The sequence below is a fragment of the Ruegeria sp. 6PALISEP08 genome (assembly GCF_001238295.1).
In the GTDB taxonomy this organism is placed as follows: Bacteria; Pseudomonadota; Alphaproteobacteria; order Rhodobacterales; family Rhodobacteraceae; genus Ruegeria.
The window spans coordinates 180,763-198,234 of the sequence record NZ_LGXZ01000001.1; the positions used below are offsets into that span (position 1 = coordinate 180,763).

General features: G+C 57.8%; 13 protein-coding genes. 8 read left to right on the forward strand and 5 right to left on the reverse strand.

Going from position 1 to position 17,472, the window contains the following annotated elements:
• Window positions 1-49 precede the first annotated feature (49 nt).
• Entirely contained in the window at window positions 50-487 is a 438-nt protein-coding gene (locus ALB80_RS00940; RefSeq protein ID WP_050602148.1) for a hypothetical protein, read from the reverse strand.
• Between the two features lie 214 nt (window positions 488-701).
• Between ALB80_RS00940 and lpdA the strand changes: the two genes are divergently transcribed.
• A complete protein-coding gene (gene lpdA, locus ALB80_RS00945; RefSeq protein ID WP_050602149.1) occupies window positions 702-2,096 on the forward strand; it encodes a dihydrolipoyl dehydrogenase in 1,395 nt (464 codons plus the stop codon).
• A 135-nt stretch (window positions 2,097-2,231) separates the two neighbouring features.
• Here the strand turns inward: lpdA and ALB80_RS00950 are convergent, their stop codons facing one another.
• Window positions 2,232-3,617 (reverse strand): dipeptidase, encoded by a 1,386-nt coding sequence (locus tag ALB80_RS00950; protein WP_050602150.1) that lies wholly within the window; start codon window positions 3,615-3,617, stop codon window positions 2,232-2,234.
• Between the two features lie 322 nt (window positions 3,618-3,939).
• Here ALB80_RS00950 and hemA point away from each other — a divergent pair, with 322 nt between their 5' ends.
• From hemA to ispG, 3 genes are all read left to right on the forward strand, one after another.
• A complete protein-coding gene (hemA, locus tag ALB80_RS00955) occupies window positions 3,940-5,163 on the forward strand; it encodes a 5-aminolevulinate synthase (protein WP_050602151.1) in 1,224 nt (407 codons plus the stop codon).
• Window positions 5,164-5,292: 129 nt separating this feature from the next.
• Complete coding sequence (locus tag ALB80_RS00960) at window positions 5,293-6,498, forward strand: helix-turn-helix domain-containing protein (RefSeq protein ID WP_050602152.1); 1,206 nt, start codon at window positions 5,293-5,295, stop codon at window positions 6,496-6,498.
• Window positions 6,499-6,569: 71 nt separating this feature from the next.
• Complete coding sequence (gene ispG / locus ALB80_RS00965) at window positions 6,570-7,691, forward strand: flavodoxin-dependent (E)-4-hydroxy-3-methylbut-2-enyl-diphosphate synthase (RefSeq protein WP_050602153.1); 1,122 nt, start codon at window positions 6,570-6,572, stop codon at window positions 7,689-7,691.
• Between the two features lie 578 nt (window positions 7,692-8,269).
• Here the strand turns inward: ispG and ALB80_RS00970 are convergent.
• Both ALB80_RS00970 and ALB80_RS00975 read right to left on the reverse strand, forming a co-directional pair.
• Entirely contained in the window at window positions 8,270-9,028 is a 759-nt protein-coding gene (locus ALB80_RS00970) for a DsbA family protein (RefSeq protein WP_050602154.1), read from the reverse strand.
• Window positions 9,025-10,407: a M48 family metalloprotease gene (locus tag ALB80_RS00975; RefSeq protein WP_050602155.1), complete on the reverse strand. Its 1,383-nt coding sequence runs from the start codon at window positions 10,405-10,407 to the stop codon at window positions 9,025-9,027. The genes ALB80_RS00970 and ALB80_RS00975 overlap by 4 nt, the downstream gene beginning before the upstream one ends.
• Here ALB80_RS00975 and ALB80_RS00980 point away from each other — a divergent pair.
• The 3 genes from ALB80_RS00980 (at window position 10,406) to ALB80_RS00990 (ending at window position 15,440) form a co-directional block, all read left to right on the forward strand.
• Window positions 10,406-11,569: a pyridoxal phosphate-dependent aminotransferase gene (locus ALB80_RS00980; protein WP_050602549.1), complete on the forward strand. Its 1,164-nt coding sequence runs from the start codon at window positions 10,406-10,408 to the stop codon at window positions 11,567-11,569. The genes ALB80_RS00975 and ALB80_RS00980 overlap by 2 nt on opposite strands.
• Window positions 11,570-11,635: 66 nt before the next feature.
• Entirely contained in the window at window positions 11,636-12,856 is a 1,221-nt protein-coding gene (locus ALB80_RS00985) for an N-acetylmuramoyl-L-alanine amidase (protein ID WP_050602156.1), read from the forward strand.
• Between the two features lie 94 nt (window positions 12,857-12,950).
• Complete coding sequence (locus tag ALB80_RS00990; protein ID WP_050602157.1) at window positions 12,951-15,440, forward strand: penicillin-binding protein 1A; 2,490 nt, start codon at window positions 12,951-12,953, stop codon at window positions 15,438-15,440.
• Here the strand turns inward: ALB80_RS00990 and ALB80_RS00995 are convergent.
• A complete protein-coding gene (locus ALB80_RS00995) occupies window positions 15,434-16,267 on the reverse strand; it encodes an aminoglycoside phosphotransferase family protein (RefSeq protein WP_050602158.1) in 834 nt (277 codons plus the stop codon). The two genes, ALB80_RS00990 and ALB80_RS00995, sit on opposite strands and share 7 nt — an antisense overlap.
• A 77-nt stretch (window positions 16,268-16,344) precedes the next feature.
• On the opposite strand from ALB80_RS00995, the gene prfB reads away from it, so the two are divergent.
• Complete coding sequence (prfB, locus tag ALB80_RS01000; RefSeq protein WP_050602159.1) at window positions 16,345-17,472, forward strand: peptide chain release factor 2; 1,128 nt, start codon at window positions 16,345-16,347, stop codon at window positions 17,470-17,472.

A 17,472-nucleotide genomic window follows, 5' to 3' on the forward strand; every position in this document is an offset into this window, starting at 1 on the left:
GCGTACCGAAACTGGTTGAGAGGCCGCGCGCAAATGGCGCGGCTCGGGCTTACGATCCCGGTTCACAACCTTTGAACTCCAAAATGCGCGCGGATACGACGTCCGCGCCGTTTTCGATTGTCTGAGCGATCAGAACCTGAGGCTCATCTGCCAGATTTATCAACCGTTCCTGTACTGCCTGCAGCTTTTTGTCCAAGCTGTTCAGCCGGGCCAGGGTTGACCTGATGTCCTGTGCAACTTGGCTATTTGCACCAGCAGGGGCTTCCAGTGACAGCGCTGACAAGTCTTCGCGCAATGCAGCAAGCTCTGTTCGAATGCCTTTCGTCTCGTCCCGGATCGGGGCAACGGCCTGCACGGTTTCGGAAAACTCTGCTGTAATGCTCTCAACCTTTGACGCAAGCTGCCAGCCCAGAAACAGGCACAGCGCCACAAGGATTAATGTAGCGTTGAGCAGAGCAAGCAGCAGATCTTTGAGTGTTTTCGCCATGGTCAGCCTCTTGAATGTCTTTTGATAAGAAATGCTCGAACGGTGTCGGCGGTTCTGTTCTAGCCAGAGCCGGGCCTTGGGTATAGGCTGAAATCCATGTCTTCAGATATTGCTTACCCTGCGTCGCATTTGTCGCGGGGAGGTCCTGTTGATGTGTTTCGAAAAGTAGTTTAATGGTAAACTAATTTCTCAACACCTGCGCCGAGAGGGACACATGGCTGCACAATCTTATGATCTGATCGTAATCGGGGCTGGCCCCGGCGGCTATGTCGCTGCAATCCGTGCCGCCCAGTTGGGTCTGAAAACCGTTGTTGTCGAACGCGAACATCTGGGTGGCATTTGCCTGAACTGGGGCTGTATCCCGACCAAGGCGCTATTGCGATCGTCCGAGGTGTTTCATCTGATGGAACGCGCCAAGGACTTTGGCTTGAAGGCTGATAAGATCGGCTACGATCTGGACGCGGTGGTCAAAAGATCGCGGGGCGTGGCCGGGCAACTCTCGGGCGGGATTGGCCATCTGCTGAAGAAGAACAAGGTCGCTGTTGTGATGGGCGAGGCCACAATTCCCGCCAAGGGCAAGGTAAACGTCAAGACCGACAAGGGCACCGAAGAACTCACCGCCAAGAACATCATCTTGGCGACCGGTGCCCGCGCACGAGAATTGCCGGGGCTTGAGGCGGATGGTGATCTGGTGTGGACCTATAAACATGCGCTGCAACCGCCGCGGATGCCGAAGAAACTGCTGGTCATCGGTTCAGGCGCGATCGGCATCGAATTTGCCAGCTTCTACAACACGCTGGGCGCAGATACGACCGTTGTCGAAGTGATGGACCGGGTGCTGCCCGTAGAAGATGCCGAGATCAGCGCATTGGCGAAAAAGGCGTTCACCAAGCAAGGCATGACCATCATGGAAAAAGCCATGGTCAAGCAACTGGACCGCGGCAAAGGCAAAGTGACGGCTCATATTGAGGTCAAGGGCAAGGTTGAGAAGCACGATTTTGACACCGTGATCTCGGCCGTTGGCATTGTCGGCAATGTCGAGAACCTTGGGCTCGAAGCTTTGGGGGTCAAGATCGATCGGACCCATGTTGTGACGGATGAATATTGCCGCACCGGGGTCGAAGGTTTGTATGCAATCGGTGACATCGCGGGCGCGCCCTGGCTGGCACACAAGGCCAGCCACGAAGGCGTCATGGTCGCGGACCTGATCGCGGGTCAACATGCGCATCCGGTCAAACCCGAAAGCATTGCTGGATGCACCTACTGCCAGCCTCAGGTTGCATCCGTGGGCTACACCGAAGCCAAGGCCAAAGAGCTGGGGTATGACATCAAGGTCGGTCGCTTCCCTTTCATCGGCAACGGCAAGGCGATTGCTCTGGGCGAGCCGGAAGGTCTGATCAAGACCGTCTTTGATGCCAAGACGGGAGAGCTGCTTGGAGCACATATGATTGGCGCGGAAGTGACGGAACTGATTCAGGGATATGTCGTAGGTCGCCAGTTGGAGACCACCGAGGAGGACCTGATGAACACCGTTTTCCCACACCCAACCTTGTCAGAGATGATGCATGAAAGCGTGCTTGATGCGTATGATCGCGTGATCCACATGTAAGGAAAGGGGGCTCTGCCCCCGCCGCGGCAAGCCGCGACTCCCCCGGGATATTTATAGCCAGATGAAGCAGGGGGTCCGTACTTCATCTGGCCGAAAATATCCCGGAGCGCGAGGCAGAGCCTCGCAAAAATCCCTCTATTTGTTCAAAGCATCCAGAATACGGGCCCAGGAGCGGATGCCCTTGTGGAAGCTTTTGACGTCATATTTCTCATTCGGAGAATGGATGGCATCATCGTCGTTTGCATAGCCAACCAGCATCGAATCAAGCCCCAGTACGGTGTTGAAATACCCGACGACAGGAATTGACCCGCCCATCCCGGTAAAGACGGCCTCGCGATCCCATTCGTCTGAAAGTGCGGCGCGCGCGGCTTCGAATTCAGGGCGGTTGATGTTCATGACCGAAGCGGGAGAGCCTTCTAGGTCGTTGTCCCAGACCACTTTGGCGTCCGGAGACAAGCGCTCCTCCACATGTTTGCGAATTTTTGTACGCAGTGCATCGGGGTCCATGTCCCCCACGAGGCGGCAGGTGATTTTACAATGCGCTTCCGATGGAATCACGGTTTTCGAGCCCGCTCCATTGTAGCCGCCCCACAGGCCGTTCACCTCGAGCGTTGGACGCGCCCATTGCTGTTCGAGTGTCGAATACCCCTTTTCGCCATGTGGTTGGGTATAACCGACCGAGTTCAGATAGTCTGCTTCGTCGAAACCGCAGTTTTGCCATTGTCGCAATTGGTCATCAGGCACTTCGTGGACGCCTTCGTAAAAACCCTCAACCGCAACGCGCCCGGTTTCATCATCGTAGAACGAGGCGACGATTTTTGACATCTCACGCAACGGGTTCAGGCCAGGACCGCCGTAATGGCCGGAATGCAGATCGATACGGGGCCCTGTGATGGTGAACTCATCCTTCAGCATTCCGCGAAGTTGGGCAGCAATGGATGGAACCCCGCGTGAGACCATCGAGGTGTCGCAGACCAGTGCGAGGTCCGCTTTGAGCTCGGCCGCGTTTTCCTCGAGGAACGGGACCAGTGACGGAGAGCCCGATTCCTCCTCGCCCTCAAAGAAGAAGGTGATGCGGCAGGGCAGGGATCCATGCACGGCCTTCCAGGCGCGACAGGCTTCGACAAAGGTCATCAGTTGCCCTTTGTCGTCAGATGCGCCGCGCCCGCGGATGACAGGTCCGTGCGCGGTGTCTTCGATGGCAGGATCGAAGGGCGCGCTGGTCCACAGGTTCAGCGGATCGACTGGCTGCACATCATAATGGCCGTAAAACAGGATATGCGGGGCGTCCGGGTCTCCTCCCACATGACCGACAACCATGGGGTGGCCCGGAGTTTCCCGTTTTTCCGCGTCAATTCCGATACTGCGCAGATCGGTGACCAGCCAATCTGCGGCGCGGCTGACCTCGTCTTTAAATGCGGGATCGGTCGAAATGGACTGGATCCGCAGCAACTCCATCAGGCGGTCGATAGAGGCGTTAAGATCATCGTCAATCCGGTTCAGCACGGTGTCTAGCGGCATAGGGGGCTCCTGCTTTTCTAGGTTTGGCGAACCCTAACAGCGTGATCAGCGCCGTCCAGAGTGGTTGCAGGGAAAACCAAAGCTATCGCGCGAAGTATTGTAACAAAGCGGTGCCTGCGTCGTTTCCACGCGTTCGATGGCCGTAACAATACTTGTCGTAGAAGGCGCAACCTTCTATTTGATGCAAATCAAAGTTGGGTTCACATGTTCGGCTGTAACCAGCTGTATAAAGGAACACAAAGCCGCCAAAGCAGGGTACACTGTATAAGTGGCAGACTATTTGCCCAGGGGAAACCGATATTGGGCGCTCAAGGAGGGTCCGTTGGACTATACTGCTCAGCTCGATTCAGCGATTGCCAGGCTGCATGATGAAGGACGTTATCGGACCTTTATCGACATCGAACGTCGCAATGGACATTTCCCACATGCGGTGCGCACGCGCCCGGATGGGTCGCAGCAGAACATCACTGTATGGTGCGGCAACGACTACTTGGGCATGGGGCAGCATCCGGTTGTTCTGAATGCCATGCACGAGGCCGTTGACGCCGCAGGCGCAGGCTCGGGCGGTACGCGCAACATCTCTGGCACCACGGTCTACCACAAAAGGCTTGAGGCCGAGCTGGCAGATCTGCACGGCAAAGAAGCCGCGCTGCTGTTCACCAGCGCGTATATTGCCAATGATGCGACGCTCAGCACGCTGCCCAAACTGTTTCCCGGCCTGATTATCTATTCCGACGCGCTGAACCATGCCTCGATGATCGAAGGTGTGCGCCGCAACGGCGGTGCCAAGCGTATCTTCCGGCACAATGACGTGGCGCATCTGCGCGAGCTGCTTGAAGCAGACGATCCGAAGGCGCCCAAGCTGATCGCTTTCGAGTCGGTCTATTCGATGGATGGGGATTTTGGCCCGATCGAAGAGATCTGCGATCTGGCGGATGAATTTGGCGCGCTGACCTACATCGACGAAGTGCACGCGGTCGGCATGTACGGCCCACGTGGTGGCGGCCTGACCGAGCGGGATCGTCTGGCCCATCGGATCGACATTATCAACGGCACTCTGGCCAAGGCGTACGGCGTGATGGGCGGCTATATCGCGGCCAGCGCCAAGATGTGTGACGCCGTGCGCTCTTACGCGCCGGGCTTCATCTTTACCACATCGCTACCGCCTGCTGTTGCAGCTGGGGCTGTTGCTTCGGTTGCGCATCTAAAGACCGCGCAGGATCTACGCGATCAGCATCAGACCCAGGCAAAGATCCTCAAGCTGCGGCTGAAGGGGATGGGTCTGCCATTGATCGATCACGGCAGTCACATCGTGCCCGTGATCGTTGGAAACCCTGTGCACACCAAAAAGCTCAGTGACATGCTGCTGGACGATTATGGAATTTACGTGCAACCGATCAATTTCCCGACCGTCCCGCGCGGAACCGAAAGGCTTCGTTTTACCCCTTCTCCGGTGCATGGACCCGACGAAATGAACCGTTTGGTGCAGGCGATGGACGAACTTTGGTCACATTGTGCGCTAAATCGCGCCGAACTTGCCGGATAACCTCACGCCAAAGTGTGCAACGAGTTTGCCGCGTGTTAAGCTTACGCTAACAAAATAAGCGGACGAATCATTGTTGAGATGATTCGCCGCTAACGCGAAATACGCGACAGGCAGAATGGGGCAGCAGGGATGATTGGGCGCAGATCACAGCGCAATTCCGAAGAGGACGTGGATGTCAGACCAAAAGGGTTTGACGATTACGAGATTCGTCTAGGCGACAAGATGCGCGGCGAACGCGCAACGATGGGCAAATCTCTTTTGGACGTTCAACGCGAGCTGCGGATCAAAGCCAACTACATTGCTGCAATTGAAAACGCCGATCCCGATGCGTTTGACACACCCGGCTTCATAGCCGGGTATGTGCGTTCTTATGCGCGGTATCTGGGTATGAACCCGGATGACACCTTTGCAACCTTCTGTATGGAAAGCGGGTTTGAGGTGGCGCACGGCATGTCGGCCGAGGCGTCCGTGGTTCGCAAGCCCACTGGCGGACTGCCAGCGCGTGGTCCGATGGGGCGCGATCCGTTTATCTCGCCCAACACGCCCTTCATTCCTGGCAAAGAACCCCTGGTCAGTCAGATTGAACCGCGCGCCATCGGCTCATCGCTGGTGTTGTTGGCGGTGATTGGCGGCATCGGCTATGGTGGCTGGGCTGTTTTGAACAAGATTCAGCAGGTTCAGGTCAGCCCAGTCGAACAGGCACCGGTGGTTCTGTCGGATCTCGATCCGCTTGATGCGGCGCGCAGCAGTGCCGCTGATGCCGAAGTGGAAACTGCGAGCACCGAAGCATTGGACCGTCTTTATCGTCCTCAAGCGCTGGACGTACCGGTTCTGGTGGCCCGTGATGCACCGATATCCACTCTTGATCCACGCGAGGTGGGTACCTTCCGTCCGCCGGAATTGCCAAAGTTCGAAGTGGCTGAGTTTCACACAGTTGAACGTCCGGCGCTGCCGCAGGTGGTCGAACAGATCGACACAATGCTCAAGATCGTGGCCGTTGACCCTGCTTGGATGCGTGTGACGGCTGCGGATGGCAGCGTCATTTTCGAAGGCACGCTGGGCACGGTTGAGCAGGGTAGCGTATTTGAAGTGCCGTTGACCGAAGAGCCGCCGTCATTGCGTGCGGGCGCATCCGGGTCGGTTTATTTCTCGATGAATGGCGAACATTACGGCCCAGCGGGCGCACCAGGCACCGTTGCCAAAGGGGTTGTCCTGTCGAAAGACGCGGTATCCGAGACCTATGCGGTGGCCGATCTTGAGGCAGAGCAGAACAGCGCGCTCAAGCAACTGGTGGCGGAACTCCAGACCGAGGCGACAGAAGCGCCCGCCGAGTGATCTAGCCATTGCGATAACCCGGTTGCCGAACTATCTACTGTCGCAACTCAGGCAGATGCGGATCCGTCCTTATGTCCCTCAATCACGTACGTCCCTGGCGCGACATATACCGTCGTAAATCCCGTCAAATCATGGTCGGAAATGTCCCTGTTGGGGGTGATGCGCCCATTGCGGTGCAGACCATGACCAACACGCTGACCACCGATGTAGCAGGCACCGTGGCGCAGGTTCAGGCGGCGGCTGAGGCGGGCGCGGATATCGTGCGCGTTTCGGTCCCGGATGAGGCATCGTCCAAAGCGCTGAAAGAGATCGTGCGCGAAAGTCCGGTGCCAATCGTGGCAGATATTCACTTTCACTACCGCCGTGGCATCGAAGCTGCTGAGGCGGGGGCAGCCTGCCTTCGCATCAATCCGGGCAATATCGGGGATGAAACCCGCGTGAAAGAGGTCATCCAGGCCGCGCGCGATCACAACTGTTCGATCCGTATCGGGGTCAACGCGGGGTCACTGGAAAAGCATCTGCTTGAGAAATACGGAGAGCCGTGCCCCGAGGCGATGGTCGAAAGCGGGCTGGAACATATCCGCATCTTGCAGGACAACGACTTTCACGAGTTCAAGATCAGCGTGAAAGCAAGCGACGTTTTCCTGTCCGCCGCTGCTTATCAGGGCATTGCCGAAGCTACCGACGCACCGATCCATCTGGGCATCACCGAAGCCGGAGGATTGGTCAGCGGCACCATCAAATCCGCCATCGGTCTGGGCAACCTGTTGTGGATGGGGATCGGTGACACGATCCGCGTCAGCCTGTCCGCAGATCCAGTGGAAGAGGTGAAGGTCGGGTTCGAAATCCTCAAGTCGCTAGGGCTTCGTCATCGCGGCGTGAACATAATCTCATGCCCGTCCTGCGCGCGGCAAGGCTTCGACGTCATAAAAACCGTCGAAGCGCTGGAGCATCGGCTGGAACACATCAAGACGCCCATGTCTCTGTCGATCATAGGTTGCGTCGTAAACGGTCCGGGTGAGGCGCTGATGACGGATGTTGGCTTTACCGGTGGCGGGGCAGGGTCCGGAATGGTTTATCTGGCGGGCAAAGCCAGCCACAAGATGTCGAACGATCAGATGATTGAACACATCGTTGAACAGGTTGAGAAGAAAGCAGCAGAACTGGACGCCGCACAGGAGGCGGCTGAGTAGATGTGTGTAGTCTGAATCATTTCATCAAAGGCATTTCTGCAAGGTCAACAAAAACGAACTGCCGGTCTTCACTGAATTGAACTGGCGGTACTCTTAGATTTTGGTGGTTGGGTCATCGCTGCGGCCATTTCGGTAAGGTCGCGACGCCACAGCACAACGGGTTTCCCATCAAAAAGAAGAGTTTTGGCATCACCGGGTTCCCAGTTTTTTGTCGGGACAGAGTGTGCGCTGGATTGATTTTCGGCTTTGACGTCAGCTGTAGGCTTCGTGCTGGAAGTTAGAAAAACAGTCCTACCACAACGGTCAGCAAGGCCCAACCTGCCGTTACATAGTAAACGAGAGGACCCCTGTTTTTCATTTGTTGTCTGCTCTGAATCGGTACAATTAATCGCGTTCAGGTAGAATAATTGTCTAAATGCATTCACCGCTGGAAGCGGTTTCGATCTACTGAGATGCATACAGCGTCAGAAAAGTAACCCGTGGTTTACTCCAATCAGATACTTCTAAAGCCTTGAATTAGAGGAACGACAAAACTCTGGCCTATGCGTGGTGTAGGGCGGCGATGCCGCCCCACTTCCTTAACCCTGTTCTGCGCGTACGCCGTCCGCAATTTGCTTCATCTGATCGGCGGGCAGGAAGCCGCGCAGCATTTCGGTGCCCAGAACAAAGGACGGCGTGCCCGAAATCTGCATTCGCTGCGCCAGCGCGCGGGTGCGGGTGATTTCGTCCGACACGCGGTCGCTGTCCATCGCGGCAATGATTGCATCGCTGTCCAGACCCAAACCGTCCGAGATGCGGCGCAGCGAGACTTCAGAAGGCTCGCCGGTGAACTCCAGCAGGGCGTCATGGACCTGCTTGTAGGCATCGTCGCCAGCCACGTGCTTGGTGGCGACGGCAAAGCGCGAAGACAGGACAGACGCGTCACCCAGAATCGGGAACTCCTTGATCACCAGACGGATGTTGCCGTCTTCGGCCAGCAGGCTGGCCACTTCGGGGACAGCACGGCGGCAATATCCACAGCGGTAATCCATGAATTCGACCAGAGTGATATCCCCGTCCGGATTGCCACCAACCCAGCTATAGCCATCGTTGAACAGCTCGTCCGCGTTGGCTGTGACCAGCTCTTTGTCTGCAACAGCTTCGGCAGCAGCGTTGCGTTGTTCGAGAATGTTGATCGCCTCGATGATCACTTCGGGGTTTTCCAGAAGGTATTCGCGCACCTGCGCGCCAAATTCGGCCTTTTCGGCATCGCTCAATGCGTTCAGGTCCAGCGCCTGCGCCGAGGTCGCCGCCATGGAAAGCCCCAGAAGGGCGGGTGCAGCATGTCTGAGGATCATTTCCGTTTCCTTTTGCTTTTCTTGAATCGTTCTGAGGCAATCAACACGTCTTGTGCCCTTTGCCAACCCGGTGAACCTTCGGGCAGTCGCGCTACGGCGCGTTTCGCGTGAATTCCGGCATCTTCCAACCGCCCTTGCAGCGCATACCGCTCTGCCGTCACGGTGGATGCCATACCGTTATTACCAACCTTTGAATAGGCCACGCCCAAATCCTGCATCAGGCGCGCGTTGCGAAAATCTCGGGAACGGGCCTGTTCCAGTGCCGTCAGGGCCTGATCGGTTTCGCCCTGCGCCAGCAGGGCGCGTCCATAACCTGCAAGGATCAGCGCGTTGTTCGGAGCCATTTCCACGGCGCTCTGAAACGCTTGCACTGCGTCGTTTATCTGCCTGTTTTCCAAAAGGATTTGACCTTTCAGATCGTAATAGAATGGGTCATTCGGGCGGATGGTCAACGCCTCATCTATGGCAGCACGGGCGCGGGACAAGTCGCGGTTCTGGTGATATGCCGATGCCTCGCGCATCAGCCGGATGTCACGGTCGGATTCTTCTTTGGCACGCCGCAAAGTCCAGCTTGGCGACCGCAGGAATGCTGACAGCTTGCCTTTGACGCGGGCGAACCAGTAATCGGCACTGGAATTGGGCGCGGCCCTGTCACCAAATTCGTCCAGAAAGGCTTCGGCGGCACGCAGGCGTTCGCGGCTTGTTGGGTGCGACCGCATGTAAGGGTCCTGATTGGCAACGCTCAGCAATTCCTGACCAGCGAACTTCCGGTGCAGCTCGACCATGCCGCTGGGAGAAATTTGGGCCCATCTCAGATAGCTGGCGGCACTTCGATCGGCCGAGGATTCTTCGGCTCGAGTGTGGCCCAGAAAACTGCGAAGGGCCGCGCCCTGAGTACCTGCGGCGATGCCGATGGCTGCTTCGCCACCACCAGCAGCCGCCGCCAGCAGGGCCAGCGCGGTGCCAAGGCCGGCATTGCGCCGTGCTGCCTTCAAGTTCTCGGCCCGTCGCGCCAGATGGCCATTGGCGATATGGGCGGCTTCGTGCGCGATCACGGCTTGCAGCATTTCAGGGCTCTCGACGCTCAGAATCAGGCCGTAATTCACATAGATCGCGTTGTAGTCGATGACGAAAGCGTTGAACGTGTTGTCATTGACCACCAGAATCTGAACGCGATTGGTGTTTAACCCGGCAGCGCGCAGCACAGGAAAGGCCAGTTCACGCAGCCCATATTCGATATCAGGATCACGGATCAGGCTTTGCGCATGGGCTTGCGCCGCTGCCACGAGCCAGACGACAGCTGCAAGCATCAGAGCCGGGATTGACGCCAGCCTGGATACGCGTTCAAAAGCCATGGCTGCAACATGGGAGATGGGCATGAGAAACTCAACCCGGTCCGGGGTCGATCCGTTTATTGTGATGGACGTGATGGAGGCCGCGCGCAAGGCGGAAGAGGCCGGACGCCACATCATCCACATGGAAGTGGGGCAGCCCGGAACTGGTGCTCCTCAAGGGGCAACCGAAGCCCTGGCAAAGGCAATGGAACAGGGTCCTTTGGGTTACACGGTGGCTTTGGGGCTGCCCGCGCTCAGGCAACGGATCGCGCGGCTTTATGGCGAATGGTATGATGTTGACCTGAACCCGGATCGAGTGGTGATCACCCCCGGATCCTCAGGCGGGTTTCTGCTGGCCTTCACGGCGTTGTTCGACAGCGGGGACCGTGTTGGCATCGGCGCGCCCGGTTATCCGTCCTACCGCCAGATCCTCAAAGCGCTGGGGCTGGTGCCCGTCGATCTGCCAACCGCGCCGGAAAACAGGTTGCAGCCCGTAGCCAAGGATATTCAAGGGATGGACCTGAAAGGTCTAATGGTTGCCTCGCCTGCAAATCCGACCGGCACAATGCTGGATCATGCAGCTATGGGCGCGCTGATTGAAGCCGCGCGTGGGCAAGGGGCGTCGTTCATCAGCGATGAAATCTATCACGGGCTGGAATACGAAGCCAAAGCCGTGTCCGCGCTGGAGCTGACGGATGAGTGTTATGTGATCAACTCATTCTCAAAGTACTTTTCGATGACCGGCTGGCGCGTTGGATGGATGGTCGTGCCCGAGGATCAGGTGCGTGTGGTCGAACGGATAGCCCAAAACATGTTCATTTGCGCCCCCCATGCCAGCCAGGTCGCGGCATTGGCCGCGATGGATTGCGAAGACGAATTGCAGGCCAATCTGGACGTCTATCGCCAAAATCGTGCACTGATGCTTGCGGGGCTGCCCAAGGCCGGGTTCGCAAACATCGCTCCGCCTGATGGTGCGTTCTACGTCTATGCCGATGTGTCTGACCTGACCAATGACAGCCGCGCCTTTGCGGCAGAGATTCTGGAAATGGCAGGTGTCGCGGTCACGCCGGGGTTGGATTTCGACCCGCAAAGGGGTCATACGACACTGCGCTTTTCCTACGCCCGTGCGACGGGTGATATCAAGGAAGGTCTTGCCCGTTTGCAGCGTTTTATGGCGGACCGAAAGGCCGTTGGCGCACAGGTTTGAACCGTTCACAAAGTTCCCCGTGTGGTGTAGGGTTCGATCCAAACGATCTCGGGAAAACTTGAGGCTATGAGCAGGATCTTCTTTTGCATCGCCCTGATCTGGGCGCTGGCGAGTGGCGCGGTCGCGCAGGATTTCAGCGCTCTGGCGCGTATTCAGCCGGACCAAAGCCGCATAACAGACGTCGGGCGCACTGGCGTGCGGGTGGATATGGGCCTCAGCCAGGGGGTGCCGTACCGGATTTTCACCTTGCAGGATCCCTACCGGATGGTTTTGGATTTTAACGAGGTCGACTGGACCGGGTTGAAGCCCAGGGACTTCCTGCAATCGGATCGTATCAGCGGTGTTCAGTTCGGGGCCTACGTTCCGGGTTGGTCGCGTCTGGTGCTGGAACTGGGCGCGCCCATGGCGGTCGAGACAGCGCAGTTGACTGTCGCCGAAGACTCTGGCGCGGCTTTGTTGACCCTTAACCTCAAAGGCACGGATTTCGACACGTTCAACGCAACTGCGGGCGCGCCACGTAATCCGGGATGGGACCTGCCTGAACCCGCCAACCTGCCGCAAACAGCACCCCGCAGTGCTGACCAGCCCCTTCGCGTCATGCTGGACCCGGGGCATGGCGGTATAGATCCAGGGGCCGAGGTTGGTGGGGTCGATGAGAAAACCCTGATGCTGACCTTCGCACGCGAGCTGCGCGAAGTTCTTTTACGTTCAGGCGGATATGAGGTGGTCTTGACGCGGGTCGAAGATCAGTTTGTCTCGCTTGAGCGTCGGATTGCCTTGGCTCATCGGGCCGGGGCGGACCTGTTCATCTCGCTGCACGCTGATTCCCTGTCCGAGGGACAGGCACATGGCGCGGCGGTTTATACGTTGTCCGAGGACGCCTCGGACGTGGCGAGTTCAAAGCTGGCGGAACGGCACGATCGCGGAGATTTGCTGTCTGGTGTTGACCTCAGCGGCTCGGATGATCAGGTGGCTGATATCTTGCTGGACCTCGCGCGGCAAGAGACCAGGCCACGCACACGGTCCTTGGCCACAGCGATTGCCAACGGTATGGCGCAGCAGGGCGGCCCGATGAACCGCAAACCGCTGCGCACGGCGTCTTTTTCGGTGCTCAAGGCCGCAGATATCCCTTCGGTTCTGGTCGAACTTGGGTTTCTGTCCAGTCCCAGAGATTTAAAAAACCTCAACGATCAGGCATGGCGGGCAAAAATGACGCTGGGAATTTATCAGGGGCTTGAGGATTGGCGCCAACAGGATGTGATCCGCAAATCCCTGATTGGCCAGTGACCTTACGGCGCAAAACAGCTAGAATACGCTTGGTGTTTTGACCCTTGGGCGGTGCGACACTATATAGGCACCACCGCGAGAAAAAGGCAGTAACGTGATCCGGTTCATACTTTCGATTTTCGGGGCGATCTTCAGTATCGTCACCTTGGGTATCTTCATGGTCGCACTGGTAATCGGTGCGGTGTTCTGGATGTATGGCCGCGACCTGCCAAGCCATGAATCGCTGGCCCAATACAAGCCGCCAACCATCAGCCGGATTTATTCGGGCGAAGGGCAGTTGATCGACGAATTCGCGCAGGAACGTCGCCTGTTCACCCCGTCCGAAGACATCCCCGATCTGGTAAAGCAGGCTTTCATTTCTGCGGAAGACAAGAACTTTTATACCCATCAGGGGTATGACCCGCGCGGCATTATTGCTGCCGGAGTTGAGGCCGTACGCACCAAGGGCGAAACCGTGCGCGGGGCGTCGACCATCACCCAGCAGGTGATGAAGAACTTCCTTTTGTCGGGCGACCGTCGGGCTGAACGCAAGATCAAGGAAATCATCCTCGCCACCCGGCTTGAGGATACCTTGGACAAGGAACAGATCCTCGAACTTTACATGAACGAGATCTTTCTGGGCCAAAACTCCTATGGCGTGACCGCTGCCGCGCAGACCTATTTCAACAAGACGTTGCAGGAACTGGCCCCGCATGAGGCCGCAATGCTGGCGGCCATGCCCAAGGCACCGTCCGACTATCACCCGGTTCGTCAAAAGGAGCGCCTGCTGGCCCGCCGCAACTATGTTCTGCGTGAGATGAATCAGAACGGATATATCGATCAGGCGACCTACCAGACCGAGGTCGAATTGCCGTTGCGATCGGTCCAGAACGGTGATTTTGAAAGCTTCCGCACCGCTTTGCCGCCGCGCGACTACTTTACCGACGAAATCCGCCGCCAGCTGAGTGTGGATTTCGGTGAAGGTGAATTCTTCACTGGCGGTTTCACGGTCCGTGCGTCTGTAGACGAAGAGATGCAGGTCGAAGCGGCGCGTGCCCTGCGCGAGGCGTTACAAAAATACGACCGCTCACGCGGCAAATGGCGCGGCACGGGCGAAGTCATTGCAGAAGAACAGTTGACCGACGAAGGGCAATGGCGCGAAGCGCTTGCGATCATGGAAATCCCGCGTGACGTGGTTCTGCCAACGCGCTGGCATCCAGCGGTGGTTCTGGACGTGGCGGACCAGCAATTGACGGTTGGTATCGAGGACGGCCCCGCCGATGGCGCCGTCCCGCGCTCGGACATCAAATGGATGCAGGGTGATTTTGCTGCAAACTTCAAACGCGGCGACGTGATCCTTGTGATGGCCGGGGAAGAGGGGCAATGGTCCGCCCGGCAGGTGCCCGAAGTGCAGGGCGGCTTTGTTGCGATGGATGTGAACTCGGGCCGCGTTTTGGCCATGCAGGGCGGGTTCTCGTATCAGGACACTGTGTTCAACCGCGCCACGCAGGCGCAGCGTCAGCCGGGCTCATCCTTTAAGCCTTTCGTCTATGCCGCTGCGCTGGACAGTGGCTATAGCCCGGCCACCATCGTTGTGGATGCACCGATTGAGGTGAACACCCCGCAGGGACTGTGGCGTCCCAAAAACTCGTCAAACAAATTCTACGGACCGACGCCGTTGCGCACCGGGATCGAGCAGTCGCGGAACCTGATGACCATCCGTCTGGCTCAAGAAGTCACGATGCCGGTTGTTGCGGGATATGCGGAACGTTTTGGCGTCTACGACCGGATGGGGGCTTTCCTTGCGAACTCGCTGGGATCCGAGGAAACGACGCTGTACAAGATGGTGGCCGCCTATGCCATGTTTGCAAATGGTGGTGAGCGGGTCGAACCCACGCTGGTTGACCGTATTCAGGACCGGTTTGGCAAAACCATCTATCGCCACGATGATCGTCAGTGTCTGGATTGCGATTCCACATGGATGGCGCCCGACGAATCTCCGACCCTCGTGACAGATCGCGCGCAGGTCATGGACGCCATCACGGCCTATCAGCTGACGTCGATGATGAAAGGCGTGGTGGATCGCGGAACGGCATCGCGCGTTGTGAACCTGCCGGTTCCGACAGCGGGCAAGACCGGAACCACCAACGAATCCAAGGATGCGTGGTTCATCGGGTTTACCTCGAACATCGTGGCGGGCTGCTACATCGGGTATGACCGCCCGCGCCCGATGGGACGAGGGGCTTATGGTGGCACGATGTGTGGTCCTGTGTTCCAGAGCTTCATGGAAAAAGCTGTCGAAAAATACGGTGGCGGTCCGTTCGAAGTGCCGGAAGGTGGGCACTTCATCAAGATCGACCGGTTCAGTGGCGCGCGACTGCCTGACGATGCCAGTGGTGACTATGTCGTTGCTGAATTCTTCCGTGACGGCGTCGATGGCTTTATCGACCGCGTCTACGATGGCGGTTTTGCGATCGGTTCGGACCTGCCGTTGTTCGAGGAAGTGCAGCGCGCAGGCGTACAGGTGCAGACCTCGACAGGTCAGACGGTGACTGTTGGGCCCAAAGCCACGCAGGGCGACCTGAGCACAGGCGGTCTTTATTGATCGGCGTGACGCAGCAGAAATTGAAGCAAGTCGGCCTCTGCATCCTGTGTGATTGGGCCGCGTGATCTCCAATAGATCGACAAGGCACATTTTGCGGCGGCCCATTGGGCCAGCCGGAGCCGTGGTACGTTCATGGCGCGGGCATACAGCGAAAGACAATACTCAATTTGCGTGGGTTGTCGCACCAGGTCGGGCATCCCTTTGGGGTGTCGCAAGGCATTCGCCAGCTCAAAAGCCGGGTCGCCAAAGTAGCCTTTGGCGTCAATGATCTTGGGGCCGTCAGGCGTTACAATGATGTTGTCGGGGTGAAAGTCGCCGTGCAGAGCGGTGTGATGGGGCTGTTCATCTAGCAGGGCTTGGGCAAGGGTGGTCGCTTTTTCAATGTCCCGTCTCAGTGACCTTGAGCAGTTGGTGGTATATTGAACAGTGAACAGAGGTGCGAAGACCCTTTCTAATGGCTTCAGCCCCTGCACACTGATTTGCGGTGGTTTATGCAAGCCCTGTGCGGCCCGGGCCAAAAGCTTTACCGCGCGATCCGGATTACCGTTGCGGGCAATGTCCCCCAGGGATGGACCTTCCAACCACTCCATCAGCACAGCACTTGCCGTTTCGTTCACGATCCGAACGGCCCCGCGACCTTGCCAGGCTGCCATCAGGTGTGCGCCGGGGGCCTCATTCCCCCGATCTATACGTCGATAGACTTTTAAAGCCCGGTCAACACCAGCCTGAGCCCTTACCTTCCACACCCAAGCGTGCGCGGTTTCGGATACCTGTGAGATTGGGGTCAAACCCCATCTTTCCAAAATCTCGGCCGGTGCAGCCTGCATTCCCGTTCTGCCTGTCTTGTGGTGTCTCGCACCTCTTGCTATCACGCAGGCCTGATTGAGCAAGTTGGGACAAGACCATGCGCGCCGAAACCCAGAACATCGTGACTGAAATCGAAAAGTCGCTAGAGCTGCTGGCGCAGCGTATGGACTATGAAACCGCGCCACATCGCCTTGAGGAATTCAACGCGCGTGTCGAAGATCCCAACCTGTGGGACAACCCCGAGAACGCGCAGAAGCTGATGCGCGAACGGCAGATGCTGGTCGACGCGATCGAGACCTATGAAACCATCAAGACCGATCTCGGCGACAATATCGAGCTGATCGAATTGGGCGAAATGGAAGAGGACGAAGAGGTCGTTCAGGACGCCGAAGCCGCGATCAAGGCGCTGCATGGCAAAGCCGCCAAGAAAGAGCTTGAGGCACTGCTGGACGGCGAGGCTGACAGCAATGACACGTTTCTCGAAATCAACTCGGGTGCCGGTGGCACCGAAAGCTGCGACTGGGCCTCGATGCTGGCGCGGATGTATGTGCGCTGGGCCGAGAAGAAGGGCTATACCGTCGAGCTGCAATCGGAAACGGGCGGTGAAGAGGCAGGGATCAAGTCCGCCGCTTACAAGATTTCCGGCCACAACGCTTATGGCTGGCTGAAATCTGAAAGCGGAGTGCATCGTCTGGTGCGGATTTCGCCGTTCGATTCTGCGGCCAAGCGGCATACCTCGTTCAGTTCGGTCTGGGTCTATCCGGTGGTCGACGACAATATCGAGATCGAGGTGAACCCAGCCGATATTCGGATCGACACGTACCGATCCTCGGGTGCGGGTGGTCAGCACGTGAACACAACCGACTCGGCAGTACGGATCACGCACATCCCAACCGGGATTGTTGTGACCTCGTCCGAGAAGTCGCAGCACCAGAACCGTGACATTGCCATGAAGGCCCTGAAATCGCGCCTCTATCAACAGGAACTGGACCGCCGGAATGCCGATATCAACGCCGCGCATGAGGCCAAAGGCGATGCAGGCTGGGGCAACCAGATCCGGTCGTACGTGTTGCAGCCGTACCAGATGGTGAAGGATCTGCGCACCAATCACGAAACCTCGGACACCAAGGGTGTGCTGGATGGTGATCTGGACGGGTTCATGGCGGCGACGCTGGCCCTGAACGTTGCAGGCAAAAGCCGGTCCGAGGCGCAGGGCGACAGCTAA

Bases quoted from the DNA above. Each gene is read 5' to 3' on its own strand.
- ALB80_RS00985 (WP_050602156.1), top strand. From the start codon at position 11,636: ATGAGCAGGATCTTCTTTTGCATCGCCCTGATCTGGGCGCTGGCGAGT.
- prfB (WP_050602159.1), top strand. From the start codon at position 16,345: ATGCGCGCCGAAACCCAGAACATCGTGACTGAAATCGAAAAGTCGCTA.
- ALB80_RS00975 (WP_050602155.1), bottom strand. From the start codon at position 10,407: ATGCCCATCTCCCATGTTGCAGCCATGGCTTTTGAACGCGTATCCAGG.
- ALB80_RS00960 (WP_050602152.1), top strand. From the start codon at position 5,293: ATGATTGGGCGCAGATCACAGCGCAATTCCGAAGAGGACGTGGATGTC.
- ALB80_RS00950 (WP_050602150.1), bottom strand. From the start codon at position 3,617: ATGCCGCTAGACACCGTGCTGAACCGGATTGACGATGATCTTAACGCC.
- ALB80_RS00940 (WP_050602148.1), bottom strand. From the start codon at position 487: ATGGCGAAAACACTCAAAGATCTGCTGCTTGCTCTGCTCAACGCTACA.
- ispG (WP_050602153.1), top strand. From the start codon at position 6,570: ATGTCCCTCAATCACGTACGTCCCTGGCGCGACATATACCGTCGTAAA.
- ALB80_RS00995 (WP_050602158.1), bottom strand. From the start codon at position 16,267: ATGCAGGCTGCACCGGCCGAGATTTTGGAAAGATGGGGTTTGACCCCA.
- ALB80_RS00970 (WP_050602154.1), bottom strand. From the start codon at position 9,028: ATGATCCTCAGACATGCTGCACCCGCCCTTCTGGGGCTTTCCATGGCG.
- ALB80_RS00980 (WP_050602549.1), top strand. From the start codon at position 10,406: ATGAGAAACTCAACCCGGTCCGGGGTCGATCCGTTTATTGTGATGGAC.
- lpdA (WP_050602149.1), top strand. From the start codon at position 702: ATGGCTGCACAATCTTATGATCTGATCGTAATCGGGGCTGGCCCCGGC.